Source organism: Kitasatospora sp. NPDC018058 (genome assembly GCF_044327205.1).
Taxonomy (GTDB): domain Bacteria; phylum Actinomycetota; class Actinomycetes; order Streptomycetales; family Streptomycetaceae; genus Kitasatospora.
Genome location: NZ_JBIRFA010000025.1, coordinates 18,842 through 33,447 on the forward strand (window position 1 = coordinate 18,842; position 14,606 = coordinate 33,447).

Annotated in this window: 13 protein-coding genes and 1 riboswitch; of the genes, 3 read left to right on the top strand and 10 right to left on the bottom strand. The window is 71.5% G+C overall.

The features are described from left to right. Positions 1-12: 12 nt before the first annotated feature. A complete protein-coding gene (locus ACH4E7_RS29860) occupies positions 13-414 on the top strand; it encodes an ArsR/SmtB family transcription factor (RefSeq protein WP_396252201.1) in 402 nt (133 codons plus the stop codon). Between the two features lie 111 nt (positions 415-525). On the opposite strand, the gene ACH4E7_RS29865 is transcribed toward ACH4E7_RS29860, so the two are convergent. Beyond that, positions 526-1,932 carry a nitrate/sulfonate/bicarbonate ABC transporter ATP-binding protein gene (locus tag ACH4E7_RS29865; RefSeq protein ID WP_396252203.1) on the bottom strand — a complete coding sequence of 469 codons (1,407 nt, stop codon included), beginning with the start codon at positions 1,930-1,932 and terminating at the stop codon, positions 526-528. A gap of 26 nt (positions 1,933-1,958) precedes the next feature. Then, positions 1,959-2,201, bottom strand: coding sequence for an Arc family DNA-binding protein (locus tag ACH4E7_RS29870; protein WP_396252205.1), 243 nt, complete (start codon positions 2,199-2,201; stop codon positions 1,959-1,961). 32 nt (positions 2,202-2,233) lie between these two features. Between ACH4E7_RS29870 and ACH4E7_RS29875 the strand changes: the two genes are divergently transcribed. Further along, complete coding sequence (locus ACH4E7_RS29875) at positions 2,234-3,385, top strand: RNA-guided endonuclease InsQ/TnpB family protein (RefSeq protein WP_396252206.1); 1,152 nt, start codon at positions 2,234-2,236, stop codon at positions 3,383-3,385. Positions 3,386-3,458: 73 nt separating this feature from the next. On the opposite strand, the gene ACH4E7_RS29880 is transcribed toward ACH4E7_RS29875, so the two are convergent. The 5 genes from ACH4E7_RS29880 to ACH4E7_RS29900 form a co-directional block, all read right to left on the bottom strand. Beyond that, complete coding sequence (locus tag ACH4E7_RS29880) at positions 3,459-5,237, bottom strand: ABC transporter permease (protein WP_396252208.1); 1,779 nt, start codon at positions 5,235-5,237, stop codon at positions 3,459-3,461. 82 nt (positions 5,238-5,319) lie between these two features. After that, entirely contained in the window at positions 5,320-5,697 is a 378-nt protein-coding gene (locus tag ACH4E7_RS29885) for a glyoxalase (RefSeq protein WP_396252209.1), read from the bottom strand. After that, positions 5,694-6,167, bottom strand: a complete 474-nt coding sequence (locus ACH4E7_RS29890) for a hypothetical protein (protein ID WP_396252211.1) — start codon at positions 6,165-6,167, stop codon at positions 5,694-5,696. The genes ACH4E7_RS29885 and ACH4E7_RS29890 overlap by 4 nt, the downstream gene beginning before the upstream one ends. A 67-nt stretch (positions 6,168-6,234) precedes the next feature. After that, positions 6,235-6,627: a winged helix-turn-helix domain-containing protein gene (locus ACH4E7_RS29895; RefSeq protein ID WP_396252212.1), complete on the bottom strand. Its 393-nt coding sequence runs from the start codon at positions 6,625-6,627 to the stop codon at positions 6,235-6,237. 163 nt (positions 6,628-6,790) lie between these two features. Next, complete coding sequence (locus ACH4E7_RS29900) at positions 6,791-8,467, bottom strand: NRAMP family divalent metal transporter (protein WP_396252214.1); 1,677 nt, start codon at positions 8,465-8,467, stop codon at positions 6,791-6,793. Between the two features lie 344 nt (positions 8,468-8,811). After that, positions 8,812-8,991: riboswitch (M-box (ykoK) riboswitch) on the bottom strand. A 185-nt stretch (positions 8,992-9,176) separates the two neighbouring features. Here ACH4E7_RS29900 and ACH4E7_RS29905 point away from each other — a divergent pair. After that, positions 9,177-10,478 carry a DUF3533 domain-containing protein gene (locus tag ACH4E7_RS29905; RefSeq protein WP_396252216.1) on the top strand — a complete coding sequence of 434 codons (1,302 nt, stop codon included), beginning with the start codon at positions 9,177-9,179 and terminating at the stop codon, positions 10,476-10,478. A gap of 19 nt (positions 10,479-10,497) precedes the next feature. Here ACH4E7_RS29905 and fdhD read toward each other — a convergent pair whose 3' ends face one another. From fdhD to ACH4E7_RS29920, 3 genes are all read right to left on the bottom strand, one after another. Continuing rightward, positions 10,498-11,370, bottom strand: coding sequence for a formate dehydrogenase accessory sulfurtransferase FdhD (gene fdhD, locus ACH4E7_RS29910; RefSeq protein ID WP_396252218.1), 873 nt, complete (start codon positions 11,368-11,370; stop codon positions 10,498-10,500). Between the two features lie 194 nt (positions 11,371-11,564). After that, entirely contained in the window at positions 11,565-12,044 is a 480-nt protein-coding gene (locus ACH4E7_RS29915; protein WP_396252219.1) for a GreA/GreB family elongation factor, read from the bottom strand. 106 nt (positions 12,045-12,150) lie between these two features. Next, a complete protein-coding gene (locus ACH4E7_RS29920; RefSeq protein ID WP_396252221.1) occupies positions 12,151-14,301 on the bottom strand; it encodes a UvrD-helicase domain-containing protein in 2,151 nt (716 codons plus the stop codon). Positions 14,302-14,606: the final 305 nt, after the last annotated feature.

The window sequence follows — 14,606 nt, forward strand, 5'->3', positions numbered from 1 at the left end:
TACGATCCATGTATGGGTGGTGCTGAGGAAGAGGCCTGGGATGCCGACGCGGCCGAGCGGGCGGTGGCCGTGCTGAAGGCGGTGGCCGATCCGTCGCGGTACCGACTGCTGTGGGCGTTGAGCCGTCGCGAGCTGCCGGTCAGCGAGCTGGCCGAACTGCTGGGCGCCCATGTCGCGGCCACCTCGCAGCACCTGGCGAAGCTGCGGGCGGCGGGCCTGGTGGTGGCCCGCCGGGAAGGCACCCGGATCTTCTACCGCGCCACCGAGGTGCGCGGCCTGCTGACCGAGGCCGCCGTGATCGCCAACGACCTGCCGGCCCGCGGCGGCGACGGCGGTGCGACCCCGGCCGCCGCGCAGGCCGAGCAGCCCTTCGCCCGCGCCGTCCGGGCGGTCCACCGCCGCCCCGCGACCTGAGGCCTGTCTGACCAAGCACTACGAGGACTGCTCCTCGCCATCCCCGTCGCGGATGGCCTGGGCGCGGCGGAACAGCGCGTCGGTCTCCTCGGTGAGCACCCCGCCCAGCCGTTACGGCAGCATTGTCCCCGGGAAGGCCTCCTCCAGCCGGTACTCCCGCCGGGCCGCGTCGTAACCGAACAGGCCCGCGTAGCGGCCCCAGTCCGTCGCCGTCTCCAGCTGCCGGTCGACCTGCTCGCTGGTGTAGTGGTGGGCCAGCAGGTCGCGGAAGAAGCCGGCCCGGACGGTAGTGCCGGGTTCGCCGCGGAGGCTGTTGGCGATCAGCTTGACCAGCGGCACCTCTGTCGCGGCGGCGGCGAAGAGGGCACGGGAGTCCTGGACGTCGGCGTGGGCGAAGGCGGTGCCGTCCTCGGTGAGGAGCAGGTCGTCGCCGTGGATCTCGGCGAAGCCGAGCAGGTCGAGGGCGTCGACCTGGGGGAGCACGTCGTCCATGTCGAGGCCGAGTTCGTCGGCGAGGTCGGCGAGGTCGCAACGGCCGTCACGGTGGGCGATCATCTCGGCGAGGCCGGAGAGGCCGTCGACGCCGGCGGTGGGCAGCGGGGTGGTGGCGAGGGTGCGGCGGTCGGGGCGGCCCGGGTCGGGGCGCCCGGGCAGGCGGGTCTCCTTGGCGCGGCCGGTCATGATCCGGTAGACCCGGTCGACGAGTTCGTCGAAGGCGGCGCAGTCGCGGTCGCGCGGGCGGTCGAGGCCGACCTCGACGGTCTCGCGGATGGTGCCGTACGGGCGGGAGCCGAGGACGACGATGCGGTCGGCCATCAGCACCGCCTCCTCGATGTTGTGGGTGACCAGGACGACGGCCCGGGTGGGGAACTGGCCGGAGTCCCACAGCTCCATCAGCTCGCCGCGCAGGTTCTCGGCGGTGAGCACGTCGAGCGCGGAGAACGGCTCGTCCATCATCAGCACGTCCGGCTCGACCACCAACGCCCGGGCGAAGCCGACGCGTTGGCGCATGCCGCCGGAGAGTTCCTTGGGGTAGGCGGACTCGAAGCCGGCCAGGCCGATCAGGTCGATGGCCTGGTCGGCGGCGCGGGCACGTTCGCGGGGCGGCACCCCGCGTGCCTCCAGGCCGAGTTCGACGTTCTGTCGGACGGTCAGCCAGGGCAGCAGCGCGAAGGTCTGGAAGACCAGTGCGGTACCGGGGTTGGCACCGGCGAGCGGGGTGCCGCGGTAGCGGACGGTGCCGGAGCTGGGCGGCAGGAGGCCGGCCAGGCAGCGCAGCAGGGTGGACTTGCCGGAGCCGGAGCGGCCGAGCAGGGCGACGATCTCGCCGGACCGGACGGTGAGGTCGATCCCGGAGAGCACCGGCAGTTCGCCGTCGGCCCCGGCGTAGGCCTTGGTGAGGCCCACGGTCTCCAGCAGGATCCCGTCGTCGCCCGGGGAGCCCGGCGGGACCGGGTCCTCGGCGGTGGCGACGGTCGCGGGGCGGGAGAACGGGAAGCGCATCGGGTGGAACCTCACTTGGGAACCGGAGAATGCCCCCAACTTTAGGCGGGGCAGGAATCCGGCGTCCCGCGCTGGGGGCGCCCCCGGCCGGAGGCTGGGGGAGGGGCAGGGGCAGGGGCAGGGGTGGCCGTTCCGCTGCCGGGCGAACCGGTGTCCTGGCCCGCGGTGGTGAGGGTGGCCTCAAGCCGGTGCACGATCTCCGAGTTGAGCGACCTGCGGGCGTGCTTGGCCTCGGCGGTCAGCCGGGCGTGGATGTCGGAGGGCATGCGTAGGGTGATCCGCACTTCTTGGTGCCCGGTACACCTACCGTGTGCGCGTGTCGTCCACCGCTCTCGCGCTGCTGAACGCCGAGTGGGGCCGGTGCCGGTGGATATGGAACGAATGCGTCGCGAAGTCCCGTCAGCGGCACATCGCCAACCGGAACCGCCCCGACGGCGCGCCGAAGGTGACGTGCGGCCCGACTGAGCTGGACAAGATGCTGACCGAGGCCCGAGCCGCGAACACATGGCTGCGCGATGGCTCCTCGGTTCCGCAGCAGCAGATCATCCGGGACTTCGCGAAGTCCCGGGCGAAGGCGCACAAGGACATCACGGCGAAGCTGCCGGTGCGGCAGCGCGCGGGGATGCCCAGGCACAAGAGGCTCAAGGATGCCCGGCCGTCGCTGAACTACACCCGGCGTGGCTTCCGGATCAAGGATGGCCGTCTGCACCTCGCGGGCGGGATCGCCTTGACGGTGGTGTGGTCTCGCGACCTCCCGGCTGATCCGTCCAGCGCTCGGGTGTACCAGGACAGCATCGGGCATTGGTACGTGTCGTTCGTCGTCCCCGTACAGGCTGAGCCGCTGCCGCACGCGTGCCGCTCGATCGGCATCGACTGGGGCGTGAGCGAGACCGCGACCACCACCAGCGACACGCACGATCTCCCGCACGCACAGCACGGGAAGAAGGCCGCTGCCGCGCTGGCGAAGTACCAGCGGCGCATGGCCCGACGCAGGCCGCCGAAGGGCAAGCCCGCGTCCAAGGGCTACCGCCGTGCGCAGAAGCAGACGGCGAAGGCCCACAAGAAGGTCGCCCGGCAGCGTCAGGACACCGGCCGCAAGTGGGCCAAGAGCGTTGTCCGCGACCACCAGCACATAGCCGTGGAGGACTTCCGCCCGAAGTTCCTCGCGAAGACCACGATGGCCAGGAAGGCGGCTGACGGGGCGATCTCCGCGACCAAGACCGCGCTGATCGAGATGACCCGCAAGCACGGCCGGACCCTGTACCTGATCAACCCTGCGCACACCACGATGGATTGCGCGCACTGCGGGGCGAGAGCCAAGCACCGCATGCCGCTGTCCGTGCGCACCTACACCTGCACCGCGTGCGGAGCATCCTCCCCCAGGGACAAGAACTCCGCCCGCGTGATGCTCATCCGGGCAGGTCTGAACCCGGCTGGCGTTGAGTGTGTAGGACGTGGCTGCCCGTAGGGCAACCACGCAGCACGAGTCAGAAATCCCCCAGGCGAAGGCGGAGTCCCCCGCCCTTCAGGCGGGGGAGCAGTCAATGGAGCGAGTAGCGGCGCTCGGCCAGCCGGTACAGGCGGCGCCAGAGCAGGCGGTTGAGGGCGACGACGTACAGGCTCATCACCGCCACCCCGGCGAGCAGGTGCGGGCGGTCGCCGTGCTCGGTGGCCTGAGCGATGTACGCGCCGAGGCCGGTGGCGGTCAGGGTGGTGCCGCCGAAGGTGACCACCTCGGAGACGATGGCGGCGTTCCAGGCGCCGCCGGAGGCGGTGATGCCGCCGGTGACGTACGCCGGGAAGATCCCGGGGATGATCAGCCGCCGCCAGCGCTGCCAGCCGCGCACGCCGAGGTTGTCCATGGCCTCGCGCAGGTCGCTGGGGATGGCCATGGCCCCGGCGATGGCGTTGAACAGGATGTACCACTGGGCGCCGAGTGCCATCAGCAGGATGCCGCCGAGGTCGATCGACAGACCGGTGCGCAGCAGCAGCCAGACCACCAGCGGGAAGAGGAAGTTGGCCGGGAAGCTGGCGAGGATCTGGACCAGCGGCTGGGCGATCCGGGTCAGCCGGGGCGAGAAGCCGATCCGCACCCCGATCGGCACCCAGACGACCGTGGCCACCGCGACCAGGACGACCACCCGGGCCAGGGTGACCAGCCCGAGCAGCAGCGGTTCGCCGAAGACGCCGAGGCCGGTGCGGTCGGCGAGGTAGCGGCCGAGGTCGACCAGGCCCCAGAGCACGATGCCGCCGGAGACCAGGGCGAAGGTGACGTCCCCGGCGCGCTGCCGGGCCGGGTGGACGGCGAGTGGCCGGTCGTCGGTGCCGAACACCCGCCCGGCGCGGTTCAGTGCCCGCCCGAGGGGGCGCAGCGCCCGGCCGAGCAGTGTGGGCAGGTACGAGCGGCGCAGCAGGTCGAGGACGGCGGAGCGCTGCACCTCGGTGGCCTCGGACTGCTCGTTGCGGAAGCGCTCGGCCCAGGCGGTGAGCGGCCGCCAGAACAGGAAGTTGACGCCGGTGACCAGGACGGCCATGGTCGCGATCGCCCAGCCGACGCTGCCCAGGTCCCCGGCGGCGATGGCGGCGCCCGCGTAGGAGCCGACCCCGGGCAGCGCGTACCGCTGGTCGTCGACGCTGATCGCCTCGGAGGCGACCAGGAAGAACCAGCCGCCGCCGAAGCTGAGCATGCCGTTCCAGACCAGGCCGATCATGCCCGAGGGCAGTTCGACCTTCCAGAACCGCGTCCACCGGCTGAACCGGAACGACCGTGACAGCTCGTCGAGTTCGCGCGGCAGCGAGACCAGCGAGTGGTAGAAGCCGAAGGTCATGTTCCACGCCTGGGACGTGAAGATGGCGAACACGGCGGCGCACTCCAGGCCCAGCATCGAGCCGGGGAACAGGGTGAGGAATCCGGTCACCGCGACGGTCAGGAAGGCGAGCACCGGCACCGACTGGAGGATGTCCAGTGCCGGGATCAGCACCCGCTCCAGCCGCCGGCTGCGGGCGGCGGCGTAGGCGTAGCCGAACGTGAAGACGACGGAGACGACGAGCGCGGCGAACATCCGCAGCAGCGAGCGTGCCGCGTAGTAGGGCAGGTGGGACGGGTCGGTGGAGACGGCGGCGTCCCGGGCGGTGGCGAACCGTACCGTGGTGCCCTGCCCCACCCGCAGTGCCAGGTAGAGCAGGACCAGGACGGCGGCCGCCACGGCCGCGTCCACCCAGATCGTCCGGGTCCGGCGGCGCTCCGCCCGGGGCGGCAGCGGGCCCCGCGGCGGCAGCGGGCCCCGGGACAGGCCCGGGGCGGACTTCAGCAAGGACATGGTGGACCTCCGGCGCGCAAACCCGGGCAGTCTGCTCTGTTCTGACGTCCGTATGCAAATGAACCGGAGGTTGGGCCGACGTTCAGACCGGCTGCTCGGCCGCCTCGACGAACTCCAGCAGGTTGCCCACCGGGTCGGTGGTGTAGAAGCGCCGCCGGGGCGGCAGGCTCTCGTCCCAGACTACTTGGGCGCCGAGTTCGGCGAGCCGCAGCGCGAACTCGTCGATCTCGCACACGGCCATCCCGGGGTGCGCCTTGGTGCTGGGCCGGAAGCGCTCCTCGATGCCGAGGTAGAGCCGCACCCGGCCGCCGTCGGCGGCGAACCAGCAGCCACCGCGGCCGGTCAGCGGCTGGGGCTTGGGGAGCTCGGCCATCTGCAGGACGTCGCCGTAGAAAGCGCGCAGCAGGGCCTCGCTGCCGGGTGGGGCGGAGAGCTGGACGTGGTCGAGGGCCGTGATCACCGCGGCTTCCTTCCGGTCGGGGTGGACGTGGCGTGCTGCCGGGCCGCGGTGACCAGCAGCCGGGCGGTCGGGGAGGGCAGGTCGAGGTGGTGGGCGATCCACTGCGGATCGTGCCCGTGGGTGGCGAACACCCAGGCGGTGTAGAGCCGGTTCAGGCCCGGGGCGCCGGGGGACAGCAGGAGCGGGCGGACCTGCTCCATGGGGAAGCCCTCCAGCGAGCGGGCGCTGAACCACTGGGCGTCGTCGTCCGGGGTGGCCTTTCCCGCCAGGCCCGCCCGCTGCCGGCTGTGGGCCAGCAGCAGGGCGAGCAGCAGCCCGACGACCGAGGCGCCGATGAGCACCCCGGACAGGAACAGCCGTAGCGGGGCGGGCGCGACGCCGACGGCGAGGCCCTGGAGGGCGAGCAGGAGGAGGACGCCGCACAGGGCGGTCCCTCTGCCGGTCCGGGGGAACAGGGCGGTTCTGGTCATGCGGTGTCCTCCTCCGATGACTTGGCCGGGTGGCTGTCGGTCAGGCGGCCCTGTCGGTCAGGCGGCCTCAGGCGGCCCGGACCAGCCGGGGGTCGTACTTGTAGCCGATCTGCCGGACGGTGGCGATCGCCTCCCGGTGGCCGGGGCCGAGCTTGCGGCGGATCCGGGCGATGTGGGTGGCGATGGTGCGGGTGTCACCGGTGTCCGGCCGGCCCCAGACCGTCTCCATCAGCTGACGGCGGGAGTGCACCCGCAGCGGGTTGCCGACCAGGTGCGCGAGCAGCTCGAACTCCAGGTACGGCATGGTGAGTTGCTGACCGTCCACGGTGACGGTGCGCTGTTCGGCGTTCACCACCAGGCCGTTGTCCGGGTCGGTGGAGGACTGCGGTTCGGGTATCGGGCGCCGGGCGGGGGCGTGGTCCGAGAAGACGGCGTCGAGCCTGCGGTAGCGCACGGCCATGGCGGTGCTCCTTCGGCTGATGGGGTCGGTCGGTTCAGTGCCCGGGGTGCCAGGAGGCTTCCAGCCGGGTGGTCCCGTCCGGTGCGGTGACGGTGGCCGTGGCTGGTCACCTCCGTGACGGGGCAAGGGGTGAAGTGGCGTACCGAGTGGTCGAGTCGACCGTTCAGTGGTTGAGGGCGGTCTGGACGACCTTGATGATGACCATGACCATCGCGATCAGCAGGTACGCGCGCAGGGCGCCCATGCCGATCTTGCGGGCGGTGGACATCACCGGCTTCTCCAGGGTCTCCAGCGGGGGCATCCGCCAGTTCTCGCGGCCGGTGCGGTCATGGGGGCACCCCTGGCCGGAGGCTGGGGGATGGTCCTCCTTGGTGCCGCGGCGGCCGAAGGTGAAGAAGTACCCGGCGACCAGCACGCCCGTCACGCCGCAGGCGGCCATGATCCACAGGATCGCGTCCGAGCTGATGTCCGGCCAGACCACGGCGGCGGTCAGGATCAGCGAGAGGGTGACCAGGACGCTGACCACGGCGGCGGTGAAGGCGTTGGTCCTGGGGCCGTTGACCCAGGGGCCGAGCACGGCCTTGTCGTTGCAGAGCAGCAGCAGGAAGACGGTGGCGGAGGGCAGCAGCACCCCGGCCAGCACCTGGACGAACTGGGTCATCAGGCCCTGGGTGTAGTCGGTGGACAGCAGGGTGATGGCGGCCGCCGCGACCACCAGGCCGGCGTAGATGCCGTAGAAGCCCTTGGCGCCCCTGACCCCGCGGTGCAGCGAGTGCTTGATGCCGAAGACGTCGCCGATCGCGTAGGCGGTGGACAGCGACACCGCGAAGGCGCCGATGATCGAGGCGTCCAGCAGCGCGATGGCGAACAGCACGCCCGCCAGGTGGCCGGCCTTGTCCTCGATGCCCTTGGCGACCGCGCCCGCGTCCGAGAACTGCCCGAAGCCGTCGGTGCCCGCGAACGCGGCGGCGGTCAGGCCCATCATCGCGGCGGCGCCGATGATCACGACCGCGATGCCGATCCACAGGTCGATCTTCTCGTACTTCATGAACCGCGGGGTGATGCGCTTGTCGATGACGTACGACTGCTGGAAGAACAGCTGCCACGGGGCGACGGTGGTGCCGACGATCGAGACGATCACCAGCATCACTGCGGCCAGCTCACCCGAGCCGCCCGGCATGGACGGCACCACGAAGTCGTGCGCCATTTGCGAGGTCTTCGGGTGGACCATGAAGTAGATCGGCACCAGCAGCAGCGAGCCGGCGCACAGGGTGATGGCGACGCGCTCGAAGCGCTGGAAGGAGCCGGTGAAGGCCGAGGCGATGATGATTGCCGCCGCCAGCACCACCGAGGCCACCTTGGGCAGGCCCAGGTAGCCGGCGGCCAGCGTGACGCCGATGAACTCCGTGACCAGGGTCAGCGCGTTCAGCAGGAACAGGTCGATGACGCTGAACGCGCCCCAGAACCTGCCGAAGCGCTCCAGGATCAGGCGGGCGTGGCCGACGCCGGTCACGGCGCCCAGGCGCAGCACCATCTCCTGGTTCACGTACAGCACCGGGACCAGCATCAGCAGCGTCCACAGCAGCTGGGTGCCGTAGTTCTGCCCGGCCTGGCCGTAGGTGGAGAAGGCACCCGCGTCGTTGTCGCCGACCATCACGATCAGACCGGGGCCGACGATCGCGAGCAGGGTCTTGAGTCTCGCTGACAGGCCCTGGCGGGGTGCGTCGTCATCGAGCTTGATGGTGCCGAGGGCGCCCTTGATGTCGCCGACGTGGGCGTCGTCCAGCACCGCTGAACGCGGCGGCGGAACCTTGGAGTTGAGCGTGGCGTTGGTGGTCATGACGTTCCTCCCGTGAACCCCTGGCAGGTGGGGTGGTTGGGGGCGCGCAGCAGCAATTCCCCCTGCGTGCGGGCACGGCGCATCGGCGCGCGGCGGTGCGCCCGTACGGGGACGTACGGGCGCGGCGGAGCCGCGTGCGTGGTGCTCGGTGCTGATGCGACGTCAGATATACGCGCAGGGAAGGCTGTTACCGCGTGCCGGAGGTGTGCGAGGGCAGGCGGGGGCAGGGGCTACTGTGGCCCGGACTACTGCAATCCATGTTTCTCGCCTCCTCCCGGCCGACGCACCCCGTGGTGCGTGTCATCGACGCGGCAAGGAGTTCGCCGGCGCATGAAGCGACCGCCGGTTCACCCCAACTCGTCAGAGCTTTGGCACTCCACGGCGTGTCCAGCGCCCTTCGGCGCTGGAAGCCACTTCGGATCAACCCTTAGGTCGGGAAGATCTGTCCTAACCCTGGGCGTCTCTCGACGTCGTCGGATCAGTGGCCTGTGTCCGTGAAGAAGCCTCACCGAACGAGGTGCCTTCTTCAAACCTCCAGAAGCATAGAGCGCCCGGAGTTCGATACTTGCGCACTTGGTAGAACCTTTACCTTTTTTGGAGGTGTGGCACCCACCCGGGTGACGTGGGTTTGACCGCGAGGCCGCCACGGAACGACTTCCCGCCGTACCCGGCAGCGGCACCAGGTCGTGGCCATTACCCGAGGGGTGGCATGGCGACCGCAGGCTCTCAGGGGGCTCCCCGGCAGGCGAGGGCGCTGGCACTCGCCCGGCACCCGAAACTGTGGCTCTTCCCGAGCATCCTGTGCGGCCTGGTGGCCGTGGTGCTCTCACTGCTCTACATGGGCGGCATCATCAACCCGACCGGCAATCTGCACCGGCTGCCGATCGCCCTGGTGAACGCCGATCAGGGCCCGCCGCCACCGGGACGGACGGTGAACCTCGGCACCGAGCTGACCCGGGCGGTGGTGGCCAGCACCCCCGACGACACCGTCAACTGGCGGCAGACGGACGCCGCCGGGGTGGGCGACCTGCTCGCCTCCGGCAAGGTCTACGGCGCGCTGCTCGTGCCGCAGGACTTCACCGCCACCGTCACCAAGCTGGCCACCGGCGGGGCCACCGAACGGCCCACCCTCACCGTCCTCACCAACCCGGGCCTGGGCAGCCTCGGCTCCTCGATGGCCGCGCAGATCGCCCAGAACGCCGCCCACCAGGCCTCCGTCACGGCCGGCCGGCAACTGCTGGCCGCCGTACCGGCCTCCGGCGCCCGGGGCCCGGACACCGGCGCCACCGCCCGGCTGCTGCTCGCCGACCCGATCGCCGTCGCCACCAAGGTCGGCCACCCGATCGGCAGCCACAGCGGCCTCGGCCTGAGCGCCTTCTACTACACCCTGCTGGCCGTGCTGACCGGCTTCATCGGCGGCAACATCATCCACAACGGCGTCGACGGCGCGCTCGGCTACAGCGACAGCGAGATTGGCCCCTGGCACACCCGCCGCCCCACCGTCCCGATCGACCGCACCCAGACCCTGCTGCTCAAGATGGTCATGACGGCCGGGATCATGCTGCTCACCACCAGCCTGGTGCTGCTCTGCACGGTCGGGATCCTCGGCATGGACGCCCCGCACCAGGCGATGCTCTGGTTGTTCGCCTACTGCGCCAGCCTCGCCGTGGGCCTCGGGGTGCAGGCGATCAACGCCGCGTTCGGCGGGATCGGGCAGCTGGTGTCGATGTTCGTCTTCATCGCGCTGGCCCTGCCCTCCTCCGGGGCGACCGTCCCCCTCCAGGCGGTGCCCGACTTCTACCGCTTCCTCGGCGTCTTCGAGCCGATGCGCCAGCTGAGCGACGGCATCCGGGCGATCATCTTCTTCGACGCCCGGGGCGACGCCGGGCTGGCCCGCGGCTGGACCATGATCGCCGTCGGCGCGGTGCTCGCCGTGGCCTTCGGCTTCGCGATGACCCGCTACTACGACCGCAAGGGCCTGCACCGCTGGACGCCCCAGCCCTCCGACTAGCCCCTCGGCACGGTGACCGTCAGGTGCTGATGACCGGCCGGTCGCTCCGGGTGCTGTGGTCGTCGTCGCGCACGTCGATCCGGTCCGCGCGGGTGTAGACGTTCATCGAGTCGCCGCGCATGAAGCCGACCAGGGTCAGCCCGCTCTCCTCGGCCAGGTCCACCGCCAGCGAGGAGGGCGCGGAGACGGCGGCGAGCATCGGGACGCCCGCCATCACGGCCTTCTGGACCAGTTCGAAGGAGGCCCGGCCGCTGACCATCAGCACCGTGCCGCGGGCCGGGAGCAGGCCCTCGCGCAGCGCGTGGCCGACCACCTTGTCCACCGCGTTGTGCCGGCCCACGTCCTCGCGCAGGCAGAGCAGCCGGCCCTCGGCGTCGAACAGCCCGGCCGCGTGCAGGCCGCCGGTGCTGTCGAAGATCTTCTGGGCCGCGCGCAGCCGGTCGGGCAGCGCGGACAACAGCTCGGGGGTGACCCGCAGGTCGTCCTCGGCGACGCTCCAGGGCGCGGTGGTGCGCACCGCGTCCAGGCTGGCCTTGCCGCACAGGCCGCAGGAGGAGGTGGTGTAGAAGTTGCGCTCCAGCGAGGCGTCCGGGGCGGGCACGCCGCGGGCGAGCACGACGTCCACCACGTTGTAGGTGTTGCCGCCGTCGGCGGTCGCCCCGGCGCAGTAGCGGATCCCGGCCAGGTGGTCGGCGGCGTGCAGCACGCCCTCGCTCACCAGGAAGCCGGCCGCCAGGTCGAAGTCGCTGCCGGGAGTGCGCATGGTGACCGTCAGCGGGCGCCCGCCGACCCGGATCTCCATCGGCTCCTCGGCGGCCAGGGTGTCGGGGCGGTGCGAGGGCACGCCCTTGCGCAGCCGCAGCACCCTGCGCGGTACGGTCACTCGGCCCATCGTCGTCGGCTCCTCGGTGGTGTGCTCATGGCGGACTGTACGGACAATCCTCGCGCGTGCCGGGCCCGAGGTGCGCCGGGCGGTCGGTGCCGGGCAGGTGGCGGCGGCCGCACGCGGCGGTGACGGCAAGTACAGCACGCCCACCGCCGCCATGGCGGTGAGCGTGTTCCGGGGCCGGCGAGGACGGCTGACCGCTATCCGCTGCTTTCCGTCGAGTTCCCCACCGACAGCACCATCGCGCTCGCCGCGCCGCCCGGCGTCTCGTAGTTCACCGTTTCCCCGGCGTGCCGACCCAGCAGCGCCTTCCCGAGCGGACTGTCGTAGGTCACCAGGGTCAGCTCCCGTTCCTCCGCCACCTCCGAGATCTCGACCGTCTCCTCGGCCCCGTCCCCGAACCGCACGGTGACCGTCGAGCCCACCCCCACCACCTCCGTCGACGGCGCTCCGGCCACCTCGGCCTCCCGCAGCCGTCCCTCCAACTCGGCGATCCGCCGGTCCAGCCGCGTCACCTCCGACGCCCGCTGCAACTCGTCCGCCGCATCCGCCCGGTCGCCCACCGGCTCCTCGCCGCGCAGCGTCGCGGCCACCTCCCCCCGCTCCATCCGCAGCTGCGCCAGCTCCTCCCGCACGGCACGCAGCCCCTCGGCACTGATCGGTTCCGGCCCACCGCTCATGGGAAGCTCCCGGGTCTCTCACGGAACGCTCGAACACCGGCCGCCTCCATTACCCCACCCCACCGGGCCCCCGGCAAATCCTCGGACGACCCGGTGGCGCCGCGTGTCACTGAGCGAGAAGCCGCGCCGCGACGACCGGTTCGAGGAAGACGCTGGGCGCCCCGTGCCAGGAGACGGAGAGAGCCTCCCGTGCCCGCGTGCACGCCACGAAGAGCAGGCTGAGCTCGCCGTTCAGGTCCTCCCGGTGCTGCTGCGGATCCGTGTCCTCCGGGGTGATCGCGTTGCGCATGGGAACCACGCCGTCGCTCACGCCCGCGACGGCGACGCAGCGGAACTCCAGCCCCTTCATCCGGTGCATGGTCCCGATCCGCACGCCGGGGGACGGCGCGTTGCCGAGCAGGTAGGCGGGCGTCCCGGCCTGCTCCAGGGCTTGGGCGATCTCGCGGCCGAGTTGGACGGTCCGGGCGGTGACGCCGATGTCCTCCGGGCTCACGCCCGACGTGGTCCACTCCTCGATGCGGGCGACGAGTGCCTGGATCTCCTCGGACTTGTCGACGTGACCGTGCGTCTCGGGGTGCGCGCCGTGCAGGGTCGAGTGGTAGCCCACGAGGGACTCCTCCCCGCCGTCCATGTCGTCCGGGCGTTCGCCGGTGAGCAGGGAGGCGGACCAGCTGAGGATCTCTTGTGTGGTCCGGTAGTTGATCCGCAGCCGGGAGGACCGCCCGACCACCTGGATCCCGAGCGAGCGCAGCGAGACCTTGTTCCCGTAGATTCGCTGGTGCGGGTCGCCGGCGAGGAACAGGTCGTCCGGCCCGGGTGCGACGAGCGCGCGGAGGAACCGCCACTGCGCCGGGTGCAGGTCCTGCGCCTCGTCGATCACCACGTGCCGGAACGGGCGGTCGCCCTGTTCGTCGAGCACCCGCGCGGCCTGCGCGCAGACCTGGAGGAACGTCCACTCCCCGGCCTGCCGCAGCTCCTCCTCGAACGCGGCCACCGCGCGCCACAGTTGGGCCTTCTTCAGCGGTCCGAGGGGCGTGCCCCGGCCGGACCGCGATGCCTTCAGGTACTGCTCCTGGCCGTCGATCGCCTGGGCCAGGACGACCTGTCGCCACTCCTGGTCCAGGAAGACGTCGGTGAAGTCGACCCCGAGCCGCTGGGCGACCCGCCCCCAGCGGGCGAGGACCGCGCGCTGGTTGAAGACGATCTTCAGTGGAGCGCCGCCGCGGGAGCGGCGCAGGACCTCGTTGGCCAACGCGTCGACGGTGACCACCCGGACCTTCGCCCTGATCCGCTCGTCCGTGACGAGCAGGGCGAGGCAGCGTTCCAGCTCCGCGGCGAGGTCCTTGGTGTAGGTGGTGAGCAGTATCGACCCGTCGGGGGCGTCCGGCGGCAGCCGGCGGGCCAGGTGGTAGGTCCGGTGCAGGGCCACCACGGTCTTGCCGGTCCCCGGGCCGCCGGTGACGCGGGCGGGCCCGTTGTAGGAGTCCCGGTAGGCGATCCGGTACTGGGCCGGGTGCAGGAAGATCCGCCACGCGTCGAACGGGCGCTCCAGGATCTCCAGCAGCTCTTCGGGGCAGGACACCAGTGCGACGCGGCCACGCGCGTGGGCCATTGCCGAGACCAGCCCGTCCTCGGGCTGCGCGGCGCTCACCGGAGCCGCCGCCCGCGCGTACGCCTGGACGATCTCACGGTCGATGTCGGCCGGCTCCATGCCGCTGGCGAGGCCGATCAGGACGTCGAACTGCTGCTCCGGCAGGACCCGGTGGAGCGCTTCCAGGTGGGCTTCGTCGGGCAGCAGCCGGATGATCGGCAGGATCTCCTCGTCGATGCCCAGGCTGCGCAGGACCTTGTCGGAACGGTCGGCGAAGAGCCGCCGGGGTTCGTCAAAGGCCCGGGTCCTCAGTGACGCGGTGGCACGTTCCAGGGCGACGTCGTTGCGGATCTCGACGCCCTGGGTGGCGGCGTTGACCGAGGCCCGGTGCTTGTACGCCCAGTCGTTGGCCTTGTCGTGCGGGAGGACCTTCAGCAGCAGGTAGCCGTCGCCCCGGTCGGCCTTGAGGACGACGCCGCGCCAGAAGTCGGTGATCCGGATGGTCCGGATCCGGGGGTCCCGCTGGTGCGTGAGCTTCTCCAGGTGCGCGCCGGCGTGGGTCGCCCCGGTGAACTTCTCGAAGGTCTCGAAGACCCTCCGCTGCACCGACTTCTCCAAGCCCGCGAACTCCATCAGGAAGTCCCGGTGCATACCCAGCGTCGCCACGCAGGCCCCCTCACGCCTCTGTCCGGTCGGGCAGTCCGATCACTGTACTGGCCCCGATGATCACTCGGGGCGGGTCCGGACGGCTGCCGCGCGCTCCCCCCGAAGCGGGAGGAGACGCCTGGGGCGCATCGGCCGCGGCACCGTGCTCGGGAGGCGCTACCGGCGGGGCATGAGGGTGGCGGTGATCACCTTTGGCGGTGGGGCGGCGGGTGAAAGCGCAGGTGGGAGGCTCGGGTGAGACGGTCGGAGGAGGGACCGGCCGCTGGGTCGGGGGCGGGCGAAGCTACCATGTGCGCAACACCCTC

Bases quoted from the DNA above. Each gene is read 5' to 3' on its own strand.
- ACH4E7_RS29890 (WP_396252211.1), bottom strand. From the start codon at position 6,167: ATGACCAGAACCGCCCTGTTCCCCCGGACCGGCAGAGGGACCGCCCTG.
- ACH4E7_RS29915 (WP_396252219.1), bottom strand. From the start codon at position 12,044: ATGAGCGGTGGGCCGGAACCGATCAGTGCCGAGGGGCTGCGTGCCGTG.
- fdhD (WP_396252218.1), bottom strand. From the start codon at position 11,370: ATGGGCCGAGTGACCGTACCGCGCAGGGTGCTGCGGCTGCGCAAGGGC.
- ACH4E7_RS29880 (WP_396252208.1), bottom strand. From the start codon at position 5,237: ATGTCCTTGCTGAAGTCCGCCCCGGGCCTGTCCCGGGGCCCGCTGCCG.
- ACH4E7_RS29895 (WP_396252212.1), bottom strand. From the start codon at position 6,627: ATGGCCGTGCGCTACCGCAGGCTCGACGCCGTCTTCTCGGACCACGCC.
- ACH4E7_RS29905 (WP_396252216.1), top strand. From the start codon at position 9,177: ATGGCGACCGCAGGCTCTCAGGGGGCTCCCCGGCAGGCGAGGGCGCTG.
- ACH4E7_RS29860 (WP_396252201.1), top strand. From the start codon at position 13: ATGGGTGGTGCTGAGGAAGAGGCCTGGGATGCCGACGCGGCCGAGCGG.
- ACH4E7_RS29900 (WP_396252214.1), bottom strand. From the start codon at position 8,467: ATGACCACCAACGCCACGCTCAACTCCAAGGTTCCGCCGCCGCGTTCA.